13 protein-coding genes are annotated in these 17,482 nt (G+C 71.8%); 8 read left to right on the top strand and 5 right to left on the bottom strand.

Going from position 1 to position 17,482, the window contains the following annotated elements; all coding sequences use genetic code 11:
- Complete coding sequence (locus tag G6G98_RS12840) at positions 1-2,289, bottom strand: glycoside hydrolase family 3 N-terminal domain-containing protein (RefSeq protein WP_164234077.1); 2,289 nt, start codon at positions 2,287-2,289, stop codon at positions 1-3.
- Positions 2,290-2,430: 141 nt separating this feature from the next.
- On the opposite strand from G6G98_RS12840, the gene gnd reads away from it, so the two are divergent.
- The 8 genes from gnd (at position 2,431) to G6G98_RS12800 (ending at position 12,640) form a co-directional block, all read left to right on the top strand.
- Entirely contained in the window at positions 2,431-3,486 is a 1,056-nt protein-coding gene (gene gnd, locus G6G98_RS12835; protein ID WP_067356660.1) for a phosphogluconate dehydrogenase (NAD(+)-dependent, decarboxylating), read from the top strand.
- 16 nt (positions 3,487-3,502) lie between these two features.
- The gene (gene zwf, locus G6G98_RS12830) at positions 3,503-5,008 is read left to right on the top strand and encodes a glucose-6-phosphate dehydrogenase (protein WP_067356657.1); all 1,506 of its coding nucleotides are present in this window, start codon (positions 3,503-3,505) and stop codon (positions 5,006-5,008) included.
- A gap of 132 nt (positions 5,009-5,140) precedes the next feature.
- Positions 5,141-7,786, top strand: a complete 2,646-nt coding sequence (locus G6G98_RS12825; RefSeq protein ID WP_164234078.1) for a beta-glucosidase — start codon at positions 5,141-5,143, stop codon at positions 7,784-7,786.
- 175 nt (positions 7,787-7,961) lie between these two features.
- Positions 7,962-8,912 carry a histidine phosphatase family protein gene (locus G6G98_RS12820; protein ID WP_164234079.1) on the top strand — a complete coding sequence of 317 codons (951 nt, stop codon included), beginning with the start codon at positions 7,962-7,964 and terminating at the stop codon, positions 8,910-8,912.
- 182 nt (positions 8,913-9,094) lie between these two features.
- Positions 9,095-9,643, top strand: coding sequence for a hypothetical protein (locus G6G98_RS12815; protein WP_164234080.1), 549 nt, complete (start codon positions 9,095-9,097; stop codon positions 9,641-9,643).
- 132 nt (positions 9,644-9,775) lie between these two features.
- Entirely contained in the window at positions 9,776-10,453 is a 678-nt protein-coding gene (locus G6G98_RS12810; RefSeq protein ID WP_164234081.1) for a response regulator transcription factor, read from the top strand.
- A 1-nt stretch (position 10,454) separates the two neighbouring features.
- Positions 10,455-11,762 carry a sensor histidine kinase gene (locus tag G6G98_RS12805; protein WP_164234082.1) on the top strand — a complete coding sequence of 436 codons (1,308 nt, stop codon included), beginning with the start codon at positions 10,455-10,457 and terminating at the stop codon, positions 11,760-11,762.
- Between the two features lie 56 nt (positions 11,763-11,818).
- Complete coding sequence (locus tag G6G98_RS12800) at positions 11,819-12,640, top strand: hypothetical protein (RefSeq protein ID WP_164234083.1); 822 nt, start codon at positions 11,819-11,821, stop codon at positions 12,638-12,640.
- A gap of 122 nt (positions 12,641-12,762) precedes the next feature.
- On the opposite strand, the gene G6G98_RS12795 is transcribed toward G6G98_RS12800, so the two are convergent.
- The 4 genes from G6G98_RS12795 to G6G98_RS12780 form a co-directional block, all read right to left on the bottom strand.
- The gene (locus G6G98_RS12795) at positions 12,763-14,364 is read right to left on the bottom strand and encodes an amidohydrolase (RefSeq protein ID WP_164234084.1); all 1,602 of its coding nucleotides are present in this window, start codon (positions 14,362-14,364) and stop codon (positions 12,763-12,765) included.
- Positions 14,365-14,366: 2 nt separating this feature from the next.
- Positions 14,367-15,740, bottom strand: a complete 1,374-nt coding sequence (locus G6G98_RS12790) for an APC family permease (protein WP_164234085.1) — start codon at positions 15,738-15,740, stop codon at positions 14,367-14,369.
- Between the two features lie 227 nt (positions 15,741-15,967).
- On the bottom strand, positions 15,968-16,987 hold the full coding sequence (locus G6G98_RS12785) for a LacI family DNA-binding transcriptional regulator (RefSeq protein WP_164234086.1): 1,020 nt from the start codon (positions 16,985-16,987) through the stop codon (positions 15,968-15,970).
- A gap of 30 nt (positions 16,988-17,017) precedes the next feature.
- Positions 17,018-17,368 carry a TraR/DksA family transcriptional regulator gene (locus G6G98_RS12780; protein ID WP_164234087.1) on the bottom strand — a complete coding sequence of 117 codons (351 nt, stop codon included), beginning with the start codon at positions 17,366-17,368 and terminating at the stop codon, positions 17,018-17,020.
- Positions 17,369-17,482 lie beyond the last annotated feature (114 nt).

Raw genomic sequence — 17,482 nt, 5'->3', positions numbered from 1 at the left:
TCAGCCCTCGACGGCGAAGCCGATCCGCTGCGCCCACTCGTCGCGGCTGGAGCGGCCGACCCGCAGCTCGAACTCCCCCGGCTCGACGGTGCGGCGGCCCGCGGCGTCCACGATCGTGAGCTCGGACACGGGCAGCTCGATGCGAATCCGCCGCTCCTCGCCGGGCTCGAGCGCGACCTGGCGGTAGGCCTTCAGCTCCTGCTCCGCCCAGCTCACCGAGGTCACCCGGTCGCTGACGTACACCTGCACGGTCTCGATCGCCGGCCGGTCGCCGACGTTGCGCAGCGTGATCTCGGCGGCCACGGTGCCGTCGGCGAGAAGGACGGATTCATCGAGGGCGAGGTCCTCGTACTCGATCCAGGTGTACGACAGACCCTCGCCGAACGCCCAGACCGGAGACTGGTCGAGGTCCGCGTAGCGGTCGCCGTGCTGACCGCGGATCTGGTTGTAGTAGGTCGGCTGCTGTCCCGCGTGCGCCGCGAACGAGATCGGCAGGCGGCCGGCCGGCTCGATGAGGCCGAGCAGCAGCTCCGCGACGGCCTGTCCGCCCTTCATGCCCGGGTTCGCGGCCCAGACCGCGGCCGCGGCGCCGTGGACGGATGCCGGCAGCACGAGCGGCTTCGACGCCACGAGCACCACGATCACCGGCTTCCCGGTCGCGATCAGCGCGTCGAGCAGGGCCCTCTGCCCGCCGATCAGCTCCAGGGTCGCCGTCGACCGGCCCTCGCCGACGAGTTCGATCCGGTCGCCGACCACGGCGACCACCCAGTCGGCGCGCTGAGCGTCGGCGACGGCATCCGCGATCAGCTGCGCATCGGGCTCTGCGGGGCGCACGATCGGCGGCCGTGGCTGGCCGTCCTCGAAGGTCTCGCCGCGCGGGTCGGGCTCGAGGGTGAGGATCTCCGCTCCCGGCGCGTGCGTGATGCTCCAGTTCGCCGGCACATGCGCGCGGATGCCGTCGAGCACCGTCGTGATCATCTCCCGCGGCTGCCCGTCGAGCCAGCCGGCCTGTCCGGAGCCGCCCGCCCAGTCGCCGAGCTGCGTCTGGGCGTCGTCGGCGAGCGGGCCGATCACGGCGATGCGCCGCGGGGCCGGGTCGCCGTCGGCCGCGCGTCCCGCCGCATCCGCGACGTAGCCGCCGGCGAGCGGCAGGGTCTGCTCGTCGTTGCGCAGCAGCACGAGCGATCGGCGCGCGATCTCCAGGTTCAGCTCCGCGTGCGCGGGGGTCCCGATCGCGGTCGCGATGCGAGCGGCATCCGGGCGTCGCGGATTCTCGAACAGGCCGAGCTCGAACTTCAGCGTGAGGATCCGCGCGACCGCCGGGTCGAGATCGCTCTCGGTCAGCAGCCCGTCCCGGAGAGCCTGGAGGGCGCCCTCGAAGAAGCCGGGCGTCGTCATCACCAGATCGTTCCCGGCCTTCACGGCGGCGGCCGCCGCGTGCGCGTAGTCCGGCTGCACGTGCTGCTCCCACACCATGCGGCCGACGTTGTCCCAGTCGGTGATGAGGGTTCCGGTGTATCCCCACTCGCCGCGGAGCACATCGGTGAGCAGCCAGTCGTTCACGGTGACCGGCACGCCGTCGATCGACTGGTAGCCGAGCATGAAGGTGCGGCATCCCTCGCGGGCGACCCGCTCGAACGGCGGCAGGAACCAGCTGCGAAGCTTCCGGCGCGAGATGTCCGCCTCGCTGGCATCCCGCCCGCCCTGGGTCTCGGAGTATCCGGCGAAGTGCTTGGCGGTCGCGAGGATCGCGGTCTCGTCCGTCAGGCCCGACCCCTGGTAGCCGCGCACCATCGCGCTGGCGAGCTCGCCGATCAGGAACGGATCCTCTCCGAACGTCTCGCCGACGCGGCCCCAGCGCAGGTCGCGGGCGATGCAGAGCACCGGGGAGAACGTCCAGTGCACGCCGGTGGACGAGACCTCGACCGCGGTGGCGCGCGCGACGCGCTCGATCAGCTCCGCGTCCCACGACGCCGCCATGCCCAGCTGGGTCGGGTAGATCGTCGCCCCCTCCCAGAACGAGTGGCCGTGGATGCAGTCCTCGCCGACGAGCAGCGGGATGCCGAGCCGGGTCTGCGCGGTGAGCTCCTGCGCCCGCACGATCCGCTCCGGTGAGGTGTGCAGGATCGAGCCGACGTGGACCCCGAGAACCTGGTCTTCGAGGTCGCCGCGGGCGTCGAGCTGCATCATCTGCCCGACCTTCTCCTCCACGGTCATCCGGGACAGCAGGTCCGCGACGCGGTCGGCGGTGGGCAGGGATGGGTCCAGGTACGGCATCCGGGCACTCATGCCGCTCATCCTTCCACAGCCGCCCACCAAAACCGGAACCTCTTCGATTTTCGCGATGCGAACCGTTGAGGCATCCGCCGCACCATGCCAGGATGAGCCTGCCGGCCCGAGCGGGCCGGCAGGTCGAGGCGAGGAGCGCACATGCGGCTGGCGATGGTGGGACTCGGCAGGATGGGCGGGAACATCGTTCGCCGCCTGATGAGGGCGGGGCACGAATGCGTCGTCTACGACGTCAGCCCGGATGCCGTGGCGGCGCTCGTCGCCGAGGGCGCCATCGGCGCCTCGAGCTACGCGGAAGTCGCGGCCCAGCTCGACGGGCCGCGCGTGGTGTGGCTGATGGTGCCCGCCTCGCTCACCGGCGGAGTGGTGGATGCGGTGGCCGAGGTGCTCGAGCCGGGCGACATCCTCATCGACGGCGGCAACTCGAACTACCGCGACGACGTGCGCCGGGCCGCGGCGCTGCGCGAGCGCGGCATCCACTTCGTCGACATCGGCACCAGCGGCGGCGTGTTCGGCCTCGAGCGCGGCTACTGCCTGATGGTCGGCGGCGACGACTCCGCGGTCGCGCACCTCGAGCCCATCCTGCGCACCATCGCCCCCGGCCCCGGCGAGATCGAGCGGACCCCGGGTCGCACGGGCGAGCTCTCCCCGGAGGAGCAGGGATTCCTGCACTGCGGCCCTTCGGGCGCCGGGCACTTCGTGAAGATGGTGCACAACGGCATCGAGTACGGCATCATGGCCGCCTTCGCCGAGGGGCTGAACATCCTGAAGAACGCGGATGCCGGCGTACGCGAGGCCGAGCACTCCGCCGAGGTCGCCCCGCTCGAAGAGCCCGAGTACTACCAGTTCCCGATCGACACGGCGAAGGTGGCCGAGCTCTGGCGGCGCGGATCGGTGGTCTCCTCCTGGCTGCTCGACCTCACCGCGGCGGCCCTGCACGAGAATCCGACGCTGGACGGGCTCGCCGGCCGGGTCTCCGACTCCGGCGAAGGCCGGTGGACGGTCAAGGCGGCGGTGGACATCGGAGTGCCGGTGCCCGTGCTCGCGGCATCCCTCTTCGAGCGCTTCGCCTCCCGCGACGAGGACCACTTCGCCAACCAGGTGCTCTCGGCGATGCGGATGCAGTTCGGCGGGCACCAGGAGCGCCCGGCCGGCGACGTGCTCGAGGCCGGCGGACGCAAGTCCGACGCGGGCTGAGCGGGAGGGGACGCGCATGAGGACCAAGCCGGATGCCGCCGCGAAGGCGCAGACCGTCGCCTATCCGGGGCCGAGTGCCCAGAGCCGGAAGGATGCCGGCCCGGAGGTCGCCCCGCACGTCATCGTGCTGTTCGGCGCGACCGGGGACCTCGCCCGCCGCAAGCTGCTCTCCGGCATCGGATTCCTCGCGGTGTCCGGCTTCACCGCCGGCATCCGGGTCGTCGGCTCCTCGCTGGACGAGCTCGATGACGAGGAGTTCCGCGCCTTCGCGCGCGAGTCCATCGAGGCGGTCGGGGCGCGCAAGCTCACCGACGAGCAGTGGGAGCGGTTCGCCCCGCTGCTGTCCTACGTCCCGACGTCGGCGGGGCCGGAGGCGCTTGCGGCCAAGGTGGCTGCCGCCGAGGAGGAGCTCGGCAAGGGCGTGCGGAGGCTGCACTACCTCAGCGTTCCGCCGCGGGCGGCCGTGGCGGTGATCGACACCATCGAGCAGGCGCGCCTCGTGCCGCGCTCGCGGGTGATCATGGAGAAGCCGTTCGGCGAGGACCTCGAGACGGCGGTCGCGCTGAACGCCGACATCCACCGCACCTTCCAGGAGAAGCAGATCTTCCGGATCGACCACTTCCTGGGCAAGGAGGCGGCGCAGAACATCCTCGCCTTCCGGTTCGCCAACGGCCTGTTCGAGCCGATCTGGAACCGCAACTTCATCGACCACATCCAGATCGACGTGCCCGAGGCGATCGGGCTCGACGCGCGGGCGGCGTTCTACGAGCCCACAGGGGCCTACAAGGACATGGTCGTCACGCACCTGCTGCAGGTGCTCGCCTTCGTCGCCATGGAGCCGCCGACGGCCCTCGAGCCGCGCGCGATCTCGGAGGAGAAGAACAAGGTGTTCCGCTCCCTCGAGCCGATCCTCCCGGAGGACGCGGTGCGCGGCCAGTACGCCGGCTATCGCTCCGAGCCGGGGGTGAACCCCGATTCGGACACCGAGACCTTCATCGCCCTGCGGGCCCGCATCGACAACTGGCGCTGGGCGGGCGTGCCGTTCTACCTCCGCACCGGCAAGCGGATGGCGGAGGGGATGCGGATCATCTCGATCGCGTTCAAGGAGGCGCCGAAGTCGATGTTCCCCGCCGGCTCGGGCATCGGCGCCGATGGCCCCGACCACCTCACCTTCGACCTCGCCGACGAGTCCAAGGTGTCGCTGTCGTTCTACGGCAAGCGCCCCGGCCCGGGCATGCGGCTGGAGAAGCTGTCCATGCAGTTCTCCACCGAGGACACCGACCGTGCCGGCGACGTGCTCGAGGCGTACGAGCGGCTCATCCTCGACGCGATGCGCGGCGACCACACCCTGTTCACCACGGCAGAGGGCATCGAGTCGCTCTGGGAGCGCTCGGCGCCGCTGCTGGAGAACCCGCCGGCGGTGAAGCAGTACGCCCCCGGCACCTGGGGGCCGAACGCCATCCATCAGCTGGTGGCCCCGAACGCCTGGCGGCTCCCCTTCGAGCGCACCTGGCGGGAGTAGCCGGAGAGCGGATGCCGTCGGCGCGCGCCGCGGCATCCGCTGAATACTTGACCTGTTACGGTTTTCGCGCCAGACTCTGATCGAGCCGGCCCACACAGTCGTGGCGCCGCAGACCCGATGGAGCGTAACCGCATGCCTGAGCCGTCCCCTGCGAGCTGGGATTCCGCAGCCACGGAGGAGCGCGTCGAGCGCCTCCTCGCCGAGATGACCGTGGAGGACAAGGTCGCCTTCGTGACCGGCGACCTCGACTGGAACTTCGGCTTCTTCTCCCGCGGGAACGAGCGGCTCGACCTGCCGAACCTGCAGATGGCCGACGGGCCCGCGGGCGTCCGCATCAACAAGGGCGACGTCAACGAGGGACGGGCCACGCAGCTTCCCGCGCCGATCGCGCTGGCCGCGACCTGGGACCCGGGACTCGCGGCCGAGTACGGCGTCGTCATCGGCGCCGAGTGCCGTGCCACCGACCACAACGTGTCCCTCGGGCCGGCCGTCGACATCGCCCGCGTGCCTCTCGGCGGCCGCACCTTCGAGTCCTTCGGCGAGGACCCGCTGCTGCAGTCCTGGATCGGCGTCGCCGTGGTGCGCGGCATCCAGTCGCAGGGCGTGCAGGCGTGCGCCAAGCACTACGCGATCAACAACCAGGAGGATCACCGCTCCAGCGTCGATGCGGTGATCGACGAGCGCACGATGCGCGAGATCTACCTGCCCTCCTTCGAGGCGCTCATCCGCGACGGCGAGGTCGCCTCGATGATGGGGTCGTTCAACCGGGTCAACGGCGAGTACGCCTGCGAGAACCCGACCCTGCTGCGCGACATCCTCCGCGACGACCTCGGCTTCCGCGGCTGGATCATGAGCGACTACGGCGCGAACCACTCCACGGCGCCGGCGGCGAACGCCGGTCTCGACCAGGAGCAGCCGAACGAGGGCTTCTGGGGATCGCAGCTGCTCGCAGCGGTGCAGGCCGGCGAGGTGCCGGAGGAGGTCATCGACGAGAAGGTCCGCAACATCCTGCGGCCGCTGATCGGCCTCGGCCAGCTGGAGAACCCGGTGTCGGTCGCCGAGTTCGACGAGGACGGCCACCACGAGATCGCCCAGCGCATCGCCGAGAGCGCCATGGTGCTGCTGCGCAACGACGGCGTGCTTCCGCTCGGCGAGGTGCGCACGGTGGCGCTGATCGGACCGGATGCCGACGCCGCGAGCGCCCAGGGCGGCGGCAGCTCCCAGGTGCGCGGCACCCGCGGGGTGTCCCCGGCCGAGGGACTCCGCCGGGCGCTCGGCGACGACGTCGAGGTGACCGTCGTGCACGGCAGCGACCCGGTCACCCCGGGTGCCCTGCTGCCAGGACCGGATGCCATCGGCTCGAGCTTCTTCCACACCCCCGACGGAGAGGTGGGCCTTCGGGCCGAGTACTGGACGAACACCGACTTCTGGGGCGACCCCTTCCTCGTCCGCACCGACGGGCAGATCGAGCTGCTGCTCGGCTTCCACAACTTCCCCGGCTTCAACGCCTCCTCCGCGCGCTTCACGCCGCTGCCCACCGAGTTGAACGGGCAGATGTCGGTGCGGTACACCGGCACCCTGACCGTGCCGGTCACCGGCGACTACGGCTTCGCGGTGACCTCCCTGGGCGAGTACGTCTTCGCGCTGGACGGCCAGGTGATCGCCCGCTCCGGCGCGGATGCGGCGGAGCTGCCGCTGGTGGCGGGATCCGAGGTCATCGACCTCAGCGGGGGCGAGGGCGCCGACGGCGCCCCCGCCGCCGAGACCCCGTACGGCTGGGGCGGTGACGGCGGCGACGGCAATCCGTCGATCGACGAGGTCACCGTGCGGCTGCAGGCTGGCCGCGCGTACCGGCTGCGGCTGGAGTATCAGGCGAACCACCCCTCGCAGGGCTTCCTGCTCGGTGCGAAGCTGCGCCTGGGCTGGGTGCCGCCCGCCGGCGTGTTCGCGCCGGACGTCGCTCACGCGGCCGAGGTGGCCGCGGCATCCGACGTCGCCGTCGTCGTCGTGCGGACCTACGAGGCGGAGGCGGACGACCGCCCGGGTTTCAACCTCCCGGCGGGTCAGGACGACCTCATCCGCGCCGTGATCGCCGCGAACCCGCGCACGGTCGTCGTGCTGATGACCGGCGCCCCGGTGGACGTGACGCGCTGGGGCGGCGACCCCGCCGCGCTGCTGCAGGCGTGGTACCCGGGCCAGGCGCAGGGCGACGCCCTCGCACGGGTGCTGACCGGCGCCGCGGAGCCCGGAGGGCGGCTGCCGCTCACACTGCCGCTGTCGCTGGACCAGACGCCCGCCGCGCAGACCCGCACCTACCCCGGCGTCGGCGGGCAGGTCTTCTACGACGAAGGCGTGTTCGTCGGGTACCGCGGGTTCGACGCGAACGAGCTGATCCCCGCGTACCCGTTCGGTCACGGCCTCGGGTACACGAGCTGGGAGTTCGAGGACCTCGTCGTCGAGCCGGGCGACGGTGCGGATGCGGGCACGGCCGCCGTCACCGTGCGCAACGCCGGCGGCAGGGCGGGGTCCGCCGTCGTGCAGGTGTACGCGGGCGACGTGCAGGCCCCGGTGCCGATGCCGCCGCAGCAGCTCGCGGGCTTCGCGAAGGTGGAGCTCCAGGCGGGAGCATCCGCTCGGGTCACCGTGGCCATCCCCCGTCGGGCGGTGTCGTACTTCGACGTCGATCGGCACGACTGGGCGGCGGCGACCGGTCGTGCGGAGGTGCGCGTGGGCGTGTCCTCGCGGGACATCCGGCTGATCGGCTCGCTCGAGCTCTGAGACCCGCGCATGCCCGCCGCACTCCGGGAGAGGTCGGCGGGCATGCGTGACCTGTGAGCTGAAACAATCCGGACCCGCCCTTGCAACTGAATACCGTAACATGACAGGTTTTTGATCTCGCGGTACCCGAATCGTCACAGAGCAGTGACGAGCCGCCTGCAGAAGGAGAAGCACGATGAAACGCAATCTGATCCGCACCGCAGCCGTCACCGCGGCCCTCGTCGCGGCCACGACGCTGACCGGGTACTCGGCATCCGCCGCGCCGACCGTCGACGCGGCGGTCAGCGCCGAGAAGGGCAAGTCCGACCAGGCGGTCGTCATCTACCTGACCCGCCACGGCCGCACCATCCTGAACACCACCGACACCGTGCAGGGCTGGGCGGACTCCCCGCTCCTCGTCGGCACGAAGGACGTCGCCACCTACCCGGTCGCCCGGGTCGACGAAGGTCGTCCGCTGGCCACCGCCGTGGGCGCCAACCTCGAGGCCGCCGCCGGCTCCTTCGACGTCGCCTACTCGGCCGACGGCAAGCGCCACTTCGAGACGGCGACCTACATGCTGCAGGGCGCCGGTGAGACGAAGCTCGACATCACGCAGGACTGGCGTCTGCGCGAGGTGAACTTCGGTCAGTACGAGGGCAAGGAGAACAAGGAGCTGTGGTCGGATGCCGTCGAGCACCTCGGCTACACGATCGACCACGACGCTCCGGGCACCGCGCCCGCCGATGAGACCGGCCAGAACGGCGGCTGGCAGACCATGCAGGGCATCGCGATCACCGAGCACGGCCTGTACGGCATGATGGCCGCGATCAAGGCGGTGGCGGATGCTCCGCAGCTGGGCCTGCCCGCCGAGGACTGCGCCGACACCGACGCCCGCATGACCGAGGCCCTCGAGGACATCGCGGAGGCCGCGGCCAAGAAGAAGCAGGACACCGTGCTCGTGGTCTCCAGCGGCCTGTCGATCATGTGCTTCACGAACGCGCCCGACATGCGCACGGTCGACGGAGGCATCCCGGGGATGCCTCCGGCAGGCGTGCCGAACCTCGGCGTGACGAAGGTCGTCTACCAGGACGGCGTCTTCGCGATCGACGGCGCCGTGGGAGCCCGCACCTACTACCCGCAGCCCTGACCCCGTGGACCGCGCGGGCGCTGCGGACCGCGCGGTCCACGGCCCCTCGCGGCCCCGCGGCCCCGCGGCCCTCGTTCCGGTCGCACTTCGGCACAGTCCTCACGCCGCGGACTATGCCAGAGTGCGACCGGAACCGCTGTCTGGCCCCGGGACGGCGGTTCCCGCGCTGGTAGCGTCGGAGAGTGATCCCCGCCCTGGTGCTGAAGGTCGTCCTGTTCGCGGCGGCGCTGCTCTTCGTGGTCCTCGTCGCGCGGCGGGCGCGGCGCCGGCCGAACCGCTCGAAGAGCCACCCCGACCGGGTCCGGATGCCGAGGATCGTCGGCATCGTCGGCTGGGCGACGTTCGCGGCCGGGGCGCTGATGTCCTACGCGGCGTTCACGAGCCGCGCGGATGACGTCCTGGGGATGCAGATCGGCGGAGTGGCCCTCGTGGCCGGCGGTCTGCTGTTCGCGCTGATGTACCACAACTGGTACGTCTCCTCGGGACCCGATGAGCTGTCGTACCGCACGGTGCTCGGGGCGGAGCGGACGATCCGGTACGCCGACATCGCCGACTACCGGTTCCGCGATCACCGCGGCCGGCGGATGCTGCAGGTGAGGTCGGTCACCGGGGAGCGGTTCGCCGTCGACATCGCGGTCCATCCCGTCCCGGATCTGCTCGCGCACATCGCCTTCCACCAGGCGCACGGTCGGTGGCCGGTGCGCGGCGAGCTCCGCGCGGCCGGGCGCTGACCCGGGCCGTCGCTGCAACCTCTGTTCCCGTCGCCACAACAGCCGTTCCCGTCGCCGCAACAGCGAGCGCAGAGCGGATGCCGCTGGCGGGTCTTCAGCCCCGCTTCAGCGGCAGCGGGGCAGTCTGGACGCATGCGAATACTCCTCGTCGACGACGAAGCGCGCCTCGCCGACGGCATCCGCCGCGGGCTGGAGGCCGAGGGCATGGTCGTCGACGTCGCACACGACGGCACTGCCGGTCTCGGGCTGGCCCGCGACAACGACTACGACGCCATCGTGCTCGACGTGATGATGCCGGGGATGAGCGGGTACCGGGTCTGCCAGGCGCTGCGCAGCGAGGGCGACTGGACGCCGGTGCTGTTCCTCACCGCCAAGGACGGCGAGTGGGACGAGGTGGAGGGCCTCGACACCGGCGGCGACGACTGGCTCACGAAGCCGTTCTCCTATCCCGTGCTCGTCGCCCGGCTGCGCGCCCTCGTCCGGCGGGGAGGGCGCGAGCGCCCGGCCGTGCTCGAGGCGGGCGACCTCAGACTCGATCCCGCCGCCCGCCGTGTGTTCCGCGGCGACGCCGAGATCTCGCTCACCGCGCGGGAGCTGGCCGTGCTCGACTTCCTGATGCGGCGACGCGGAGAGGCCGTGACCAAGCGCGAGGTCATCGCGAACGTCTGGGGCGACGACTTCGACGGGGACGTGAACATCGTCGAGGTCTACATCGGGCATCTGCGGTCGAAGGTCGACCGGCCGTTCGGTCGTGAGGCGATCGAGACCGTGCGCGGCACCGGCTACCGGCTCGCGGGGAACGGGGGCTGACATGGCGAGGGTTCGCTCCATCCGCGCCCGGGTCACCCTCGGCGCCCTGGTCGTCGTCGCCCTCGCGCTCGCCGCCGGGGCGATCGGGACGGTGCTCGTCATCGGCCAGCTGCTCACGGGCGGAGTGGCGGCGAGCGTCGAGCAGGATCTGGAGAGCATCGGCGAGCAGCTCGACGAGCGCCGGATCGACATCGGCGACCTCGACGGCGACGTCCTCGTGCGGCTGCAGGGGGAGGGCGGGCCGCACGGCGGACGGTCGTTCAACGACGACGACGCGGCCGGGCTTCCGGTCGTCCCGGAGGACACCGTCGCCCGGATCGTCGTCGACGGGGATCCCTACCTCGCCGCCTCCGAGGGGACGGATGCCGGAGTGCTCACCGTCGCGCGCTCGGTCGAGCATGTGGACGAGGCGGTGGGAACGGCATCCGCTGTGCTCGCCGTGGCCGTGCCGCTGCTCCTGGTCCTGATCGGCGGCGTCGTCTGGGCGGTCGCCACCCGCGCCCTCGCCCCGGTGGAGCGGATGCGGCGGCAGGTCGACGACATCGACGGCAGCGGCCTCGACCGGCGCGTCGACCCCGGCCGCGACGACGAGCTCGGCGCCCTGGCGGCCACGATGAACCGGATGCTGGAGCGGATCGAGCAGTCGCAGAAGACGCAGCGCCGCTTCGTCAGCGACGCCTCCCACGAGCTGCGCTCGCCGCTGGCGACCATCCGGCAGCACGCCGAGGTCGCCGTGGCGCACCCCTCGTCGACGTCGGTGGACGAGCTCGGCCGGGTGGTGCGCGACGAGGGGCTGAGGATGCAGGAGCTCGTGGAGGGTCTTCTGCTGCTGGCGCGGCTCGACGAGCACGGCGGCCGGGAGCAGGCGTGGACGGCGGTCGACGTCGACGACATCCTGCTCTCCGAGGCGCGGCGCCTGCGCGGGCTGGGCGTGCGGGTCGACGCGCACGGCATCGGCCCCGGACGGGTGACCGGCAGCGAAGTGCTGCTCGGACGGGCCGTGCGCAACCTCGTCGACAACGCCGCGCGCCATGCCTCCGGCCTGGTGACGCTCCGCGTCGGGACGGCCGGGCCGTGGGTCGTCGTCGAGGTCGAGGACGACGGCGCCGGGGTTCCCGAGCACCGGCGGGAGCAGATCTTCGAGCGCTTCGCCCGTCTCGACGAGGCGAGGGCGCGCGACGAGGGCGGCAGCGGACTCGGCCTCGCGATCGTCCGGGAGATCGCCCGCGCCCACGGCGGCGAGGTGTCGGTGGCGGCCGGCAGCGCCGGCGGGGCGCGCTTCACGCTGGCGCTCCCCGCCGCCTCCTGAACGGGTCTTCAGGAAGCTTCAGTCGGCGTTCAACACCTCCTCAGCAGGCTGGAAGCATGAACAGCGAGCAGAACACCCCTCAGCCCGACCCGAACGCCGAGACCCAGCGATTCGACACGACCCCGGCGCCGTCGGATGCCGCGCCGGGCCCTGCGCCGGCCGGGGAGCCCGTGGCTCCCGCTGCGTCCGTCGACGAGCAGGCGGCGAAGAAGAGGCGCCGTCGGAACATCCTCATCGGCGCGGCTGCGGCGGTCGCCCTCGTCGCCGTCGGCGGCGGCGCCTATGCGGTCGGCGCGAACGTCGGGGACGACGATGATGACCGGCCCGGCATCTCCGGCGAAGGCGCACCGGGCCCGCACGATGACGACCATGACGACCGGGATGACCGCGACGACGACCGGCGCGGTGACGAGGACCGCCGCGGCGAGGCGCCCGGCGGGCAGGCGGCAGGTCCCGCACCCGCCTCCGACGCGGCATCGCTGCGTGATGCCGCTGAGGCCGCGCTCGCGGCCGCTGACGGCACCGGCGTGACCTCGATCGACGTGGAGGATGCCGGCTACGAGGTCGAGGTGCTCCTCGGGGACGGCCAGGAGGTCGATGTCTTCGTGACGGCCGACGGCACGGCGACACCCGAGCCCGGTCAGGACGACCCGCGCTCCGACCCCGCGCTCGACCTGGCGCAGCTCGACGCGATCATCGAAGCGGCCTTCGCGGCCGCCGAGGCCGAAGGCGTGTCCGGCGGCGCGATCGACTCGGTCTCCAGCAGGGGAGATCAGGGCGTCGCGTACGAGGTGAGCATCCGCTTCGACCGCGGAGGCGACGCCGACATCGACCTCGCCTCCGACCTGACCCTCGTCTCCGCCGACATCGACGACTGACCCGTCGCGTCGTTGAGCCCGTCGGCCCCGCTCCGGTCGAACTTCGGCACAGTCGTCACGTCGCGGACTGTGCCGAAGTGCGACCGGAACAGGAGTCAGGACGCTCCGGGAGCGGATGCCGGTCAGGCGCGGTGGGTGGGCACCCCGTCGACGAGGGTGAGCAGCACGCGGGTGCCGAGGAGCTCCTCGGGCGAGGCGCCGAGCGGGTCGCGGTCGACCACGACGAGGTCCGCCGCAGCGCCGGGCACCAGCCGCCCTCCGTCGGAGGCGACCGAGCGGTGCGCGTGGGTCGTGTAGCCCTGGAGGGCCTCGATCGCGGTCAGCGCCTGCTCCGGACCGACCGCCTCCGACCCCGGTACCGCGAGGTGCCGGCGGCCCTGAGCATCCGCCATGATCTCCCACGGATCGAACGCCGCGACCGGCCAGTCCGAGCCGAGAGCGAGGGTCGCGCCGCTGCGCCGCACGTCGGCCGTGCGCCAGGCGCGACCCGCCCGCTCGCTGCCCAGACGGCGGGACCAGTCGTCCGTGCCGTCGGCGCGCACGTGGTGCGTGCAGTGCGTCGGCTGCATGCTGGCCATGATCCCGCTGCGTCCGATGAGGGCGATCACGTCGTCCTCCACCGACTCGATGTGCTCGATCCGGTGCGGAACCCCCGACGGCGGCAGGGCGGCGAGCGTCTCGGCGACGAAGCGGATGCCGCGCTCGCCGATCGCGTGCGTCGCGGTGGGCACGCCCTCACGGTGGAAGTGCCGCACCCGCTCGGCGTACGCCTCGGCGGGCGCCCAGGCCGACGACAGGCCCTCGCCCTCCGAGTCCGGGCGGGAGAGCCAGGCGGTTCCGCCCTCGACCGTGCCGTCGATGAAGAACTTCACGCCCTCCACGCGGTACCGGCGTCCGCCGCGGCCCTGCATCGCGACGAGCGCGGCGACCTCGGCGTCCGTCGTCTCCGGGGTCACCCACGGCGAGATCCGCAGGCGCACCGGCAGCTCCCCGTCAGCCTCGATCGCGGCGAGCAGGTCGAGGGCGTCGGCATCCTGCAGGTCCATGACGTGCGCGGCGGTGATGCCGACGGCGGCCATGTCCGACAGCAGACCGCGCAGCTGCGCGACCCGGTCGTCGAACCCGAGAGCGGGCATCACCTTCTCGACGATCTCCATGGTCGGGAACTCGATGAGGTGACCGGTGAGGTTCCCGTCGGCGTCGCCGGCTGCGCCCGACCCGTCGGCGTGCGTCACCGGCGCGTCGATCCCGGCGCGGGCGAGGGCGGATGCCGAGGCGATGCCCGAGTGCGCGTCGAACATCTTGATGTACGCCGGACGGTCGGGGCCGAGCACCTCGTGCAGCGCGGCGTTGCCGATCGGGCGACCCTCGAACGCGGTCGGGTCGAGACCCCAGGCGAGGAACCACTCCTGATCCGACTGCTGGTCGCGGCCGGCTTCGAGTGCCGCGACCAGCTCGGCGTACGTGTGCACGCCGGTCAGGGACAGCCCGCGGACGATGCCGAGGCTGTAGACGGGGTGGCTGTGCGCGTCGACGAGCCCGGGCACGATCGTCGCTCCGGGATGCGTGATCAGCTCGGTGTCCGGCCCGGCCAGCGGCAGGATCTCGGCGCGCGGACCGACGGCCGTGATGCGCCCGGCGGTGATGGCGACGGCATCCGCCGCCTCGTCGGTCTCGGGAGCGAGCGAGCGCACGCGGGCGCCGACGACGATGGTGTCGACCAAGATCATTCCTTCAGATCGAGGGTGGGGGTGGGACGGCGGAAGCCGCGGGTCACGATGAGCAGCAGGATGAAGCCCGCCGCCATCCAGGAGAGGCCGATCACGAAGGTCATGCCGCTGAGGTTCGTCCACAGCCACACGGTGAGGCCGAAGCCGATGCCGGGCAGGACCAGGTTGTTCACGGCATCCCACCCGCTGCGCTCGCCGCGGTCGACGAAGTGGTGCTTGATCGTCGACAGGTTCACGCAGGAGAACGCGATGAGGGCGCCGAAGCTGATCATGTTGGAGATCGTCAGCAGGTCGGCGAAGAGCGCGGAGAGCGAGACGGCCGACACGATGAGGGTCGGGACCACCGGAGTGCCGAAGCGCTTGCTGAGGTGGCCGAACAGCGAGCGCGGCAGCACTCCGTCGCGTCCCATCGCGAACAGGATGCGGGCGACCGAGGCCTGCGAGGTGAGCGCGGAGCCGAGTCCACCGGCGATGAAGCCGGAGAGGAAGAGGACGGACAGCCACTCCTGGCCGAGGGAGGCGACGACCTCGATGCTCGCGGTGTCGGCCGACTCGAACGCGTTCGACGGGTAGGCGACCTGCGCGAGGTAGGTGAGCAGGACGAACAGCAGTCCGGCGCCGATCGTGACGATCATGATCGCGCGAGGGACTGTGCGGCGGGAGTCCTTGGCCTCCTCGGCGAGGGTGGAGACCGAGTCGAAGCCGAGGAACGAGAGGCACAGGATCGCGGCGCCCTGGAAGACCGGGAGGATGCTGTCGACCGTGCCGTCGCCCGCGAAGGGAGCGAGCGGGTCGACGGCGTTGCCGGCGGCCGCCGCGGAGGCGAAGACGACGAAGCAGGCGATGAAGACGGTCTGCACCGCGATGATGACGAAGTTCGCGCGGGCCACGGAGACGATGCCGATGACGTTGAGCACCGTCACGAGGGCGATGGCGCCGACGACCCAGACCCAGGTGGGCACCGTGGGGAACACGCTGCCCAGGTACAGCCCGATGATGAGGTAGTTGATCATCGGCAGGAACAGGTAGTCGAGCAGCAGCGACCAGCCGGCGAGGAAGCCGATGGCGCCGCCGAAGGACTGCTGCGTGTACACGTAGGCCGAACCCGAGTACGGATAGGCGACCGACATGCGCGCGTACGAGCGTGCGGTGAACAGCATCACGGCGAGCGTGATGATGTACGTCGCGGCGACGCGGCCGCCGGTGAGCTCGGTGACGATGCCGTACGTGGTGAACGCGGTGAGCGGCACCATGTAGACGAGGCCGAACAGCACCAGCGACGGAACGCCGAGGACGCGCTTGAAGCGGCCTTCGGTGACCTGGGCGGTGAGCTCGGTCGGGGCGGCCAGGGATTCGTCGGACGGTGACATGGGTGCTCCTGGAGGGCGTCGCGACATCGTCGTCGCTCGCCGGGGTCGGCGGATCGGGTGATCACAGGGTAGCAATATCGATAAAGCAAGCGCAAGAGCGGTTTTCGCGGGTGGCCTCGCGCGCGGCTCGCGGAGCGAGGTGCGCGTTGTGGTCGCCTTTCGGTGGCGGCGCGGCAGGAGGGCGCACCTCGCCGGAGCAGGGAGCGGAAGGCGGCAGCGGAACCGGGTCAGCCCGTGCCGCGGGTGGAGTCGCGCCGCTGCACCGTGACCGGCACGACCTCGTGGACGTGCGCGCTCGTGCCGGCGGCATCCGCTTCCAGCACCGCGAGGGCCGCGCGCACGCAGCGGCGGCCGAACTCGCGCGGATGCAGGTCGATCGCGGTGATCGACGGCTGCGTGAGGGAGAGCACCTCGGAATCGACGAGCGCGGCGACGAGGAGGTCCTCGCCGACCCGGCGGCCGAGCTGCTGCGCGCTGGTGACGACGCTGAGCACGGTGCCGTCGGACACCGCGACGATCGCGTCGACGGGATCGTCGTCGTCTTCCGCGACGAGCTCGGCGACCGCGGCGTGGATGACCTCGGGCGGCGCCGGATGCTCCACCTCGGAGAAGCGCGGACGGATGCCGTGCTCGGCGCACCACGACTCGAACGCGTCGCGCACGGTCAGCGCCCAGTGCCCGCGGAGCTCGGGGGACAGCATGGCGGGGCGGCGGATGCCGCGCTCGAGGAGGTGATCCATGAGCTCGCGCACCGCGGGGTCATGCTCGCTGGTCACCGAGGCGCGCGGCTCGGGGAGCCCGGGCGGCACCGGCTCGCCGGTGATCACGGGAAGGCGTCCGGCGAGCAGCGTGTGCACGACCGGGTCGTTGAGATCGGGGTCGAGCAGGATGACGGCGTCGGCGGGGAGCTGGTCGGCACCGCCGGGACCCTGCTCGGTGGGCAGCATGATGACGGTCATGCCGGCGTCGTTCGCCTCCTCGACGATGCCGAACGTCGCCTCCATGTAGTACGACATCGCCGTGCTGTCCGGGGGGAGGCGCAGGGCGAGCATCCCGGTGCGGGAGCCCTTCAGGTGGCGGGCGACGCTGTTCGGGCGATAGCCGAGCTCGTCGGCGACCTCGCGCACACGGCGCCGCATCTCCTCGGAGACCCGGCCGCGGCCGGTGATCGCGAACGACGCGGTCGAGCGGGACACGCCGAGACGGTCGGCGATGTCCTGCAGGGTGACTGCGCGTTCGGGTCGCATTGTTCGAATGTACCGCGCGGTTCTGCGGGGTCAGCGCCCGAGCGTCTCCGCGCAGGCCACGCAGTGCGTCGCGAACGGGCGCACCTCCAGCCGGGCGGCCGCGATCGGCTGCCCGCAGCCGGCGCAGACACCGTAGGTGCCGGCATCCAGCCGGGCGAGCGCCTCATCGACCTGCCGGAGCTCGGATGCCGCCGCCTCGGCGAGCCCGGTCAGGCGCGACCACTCCGACGACAGGGTGACGCCCTCCGGATCGTGCTCGTCGTCGTCGTTCGAGCCTTCCCGGTCGTGCGCGAGCTGCTCGAGTGCGGCCGCGGTCGAGGCGACGCGTGCCGCGGCATCCGCCCGGAGTACGGAGAGCAGGGCACGGGCATCGGCGGTCATGTCGGCACTGTACGCGCGGCATCCGACACCGTCCGTTCACGCAGCGTTCCTTTCGGAGTACGGCGGTCTCGTAATTGCCGGTCACCTTCGCGAGTTGGAATACCGATGTTCTCG

Source organism: Microbacterium hydrocarbonoxydans (genome assembly GCF_011752045.1).
Taxonomy (GTDB): Bacteria; Actinomycetota; Actinomycetes; order Actinomycetales; family Microbacteriaceae; genus Microbacterium.
This window is presented reverse-complemented; position numbering and strand designations above follow the sequence as displayed.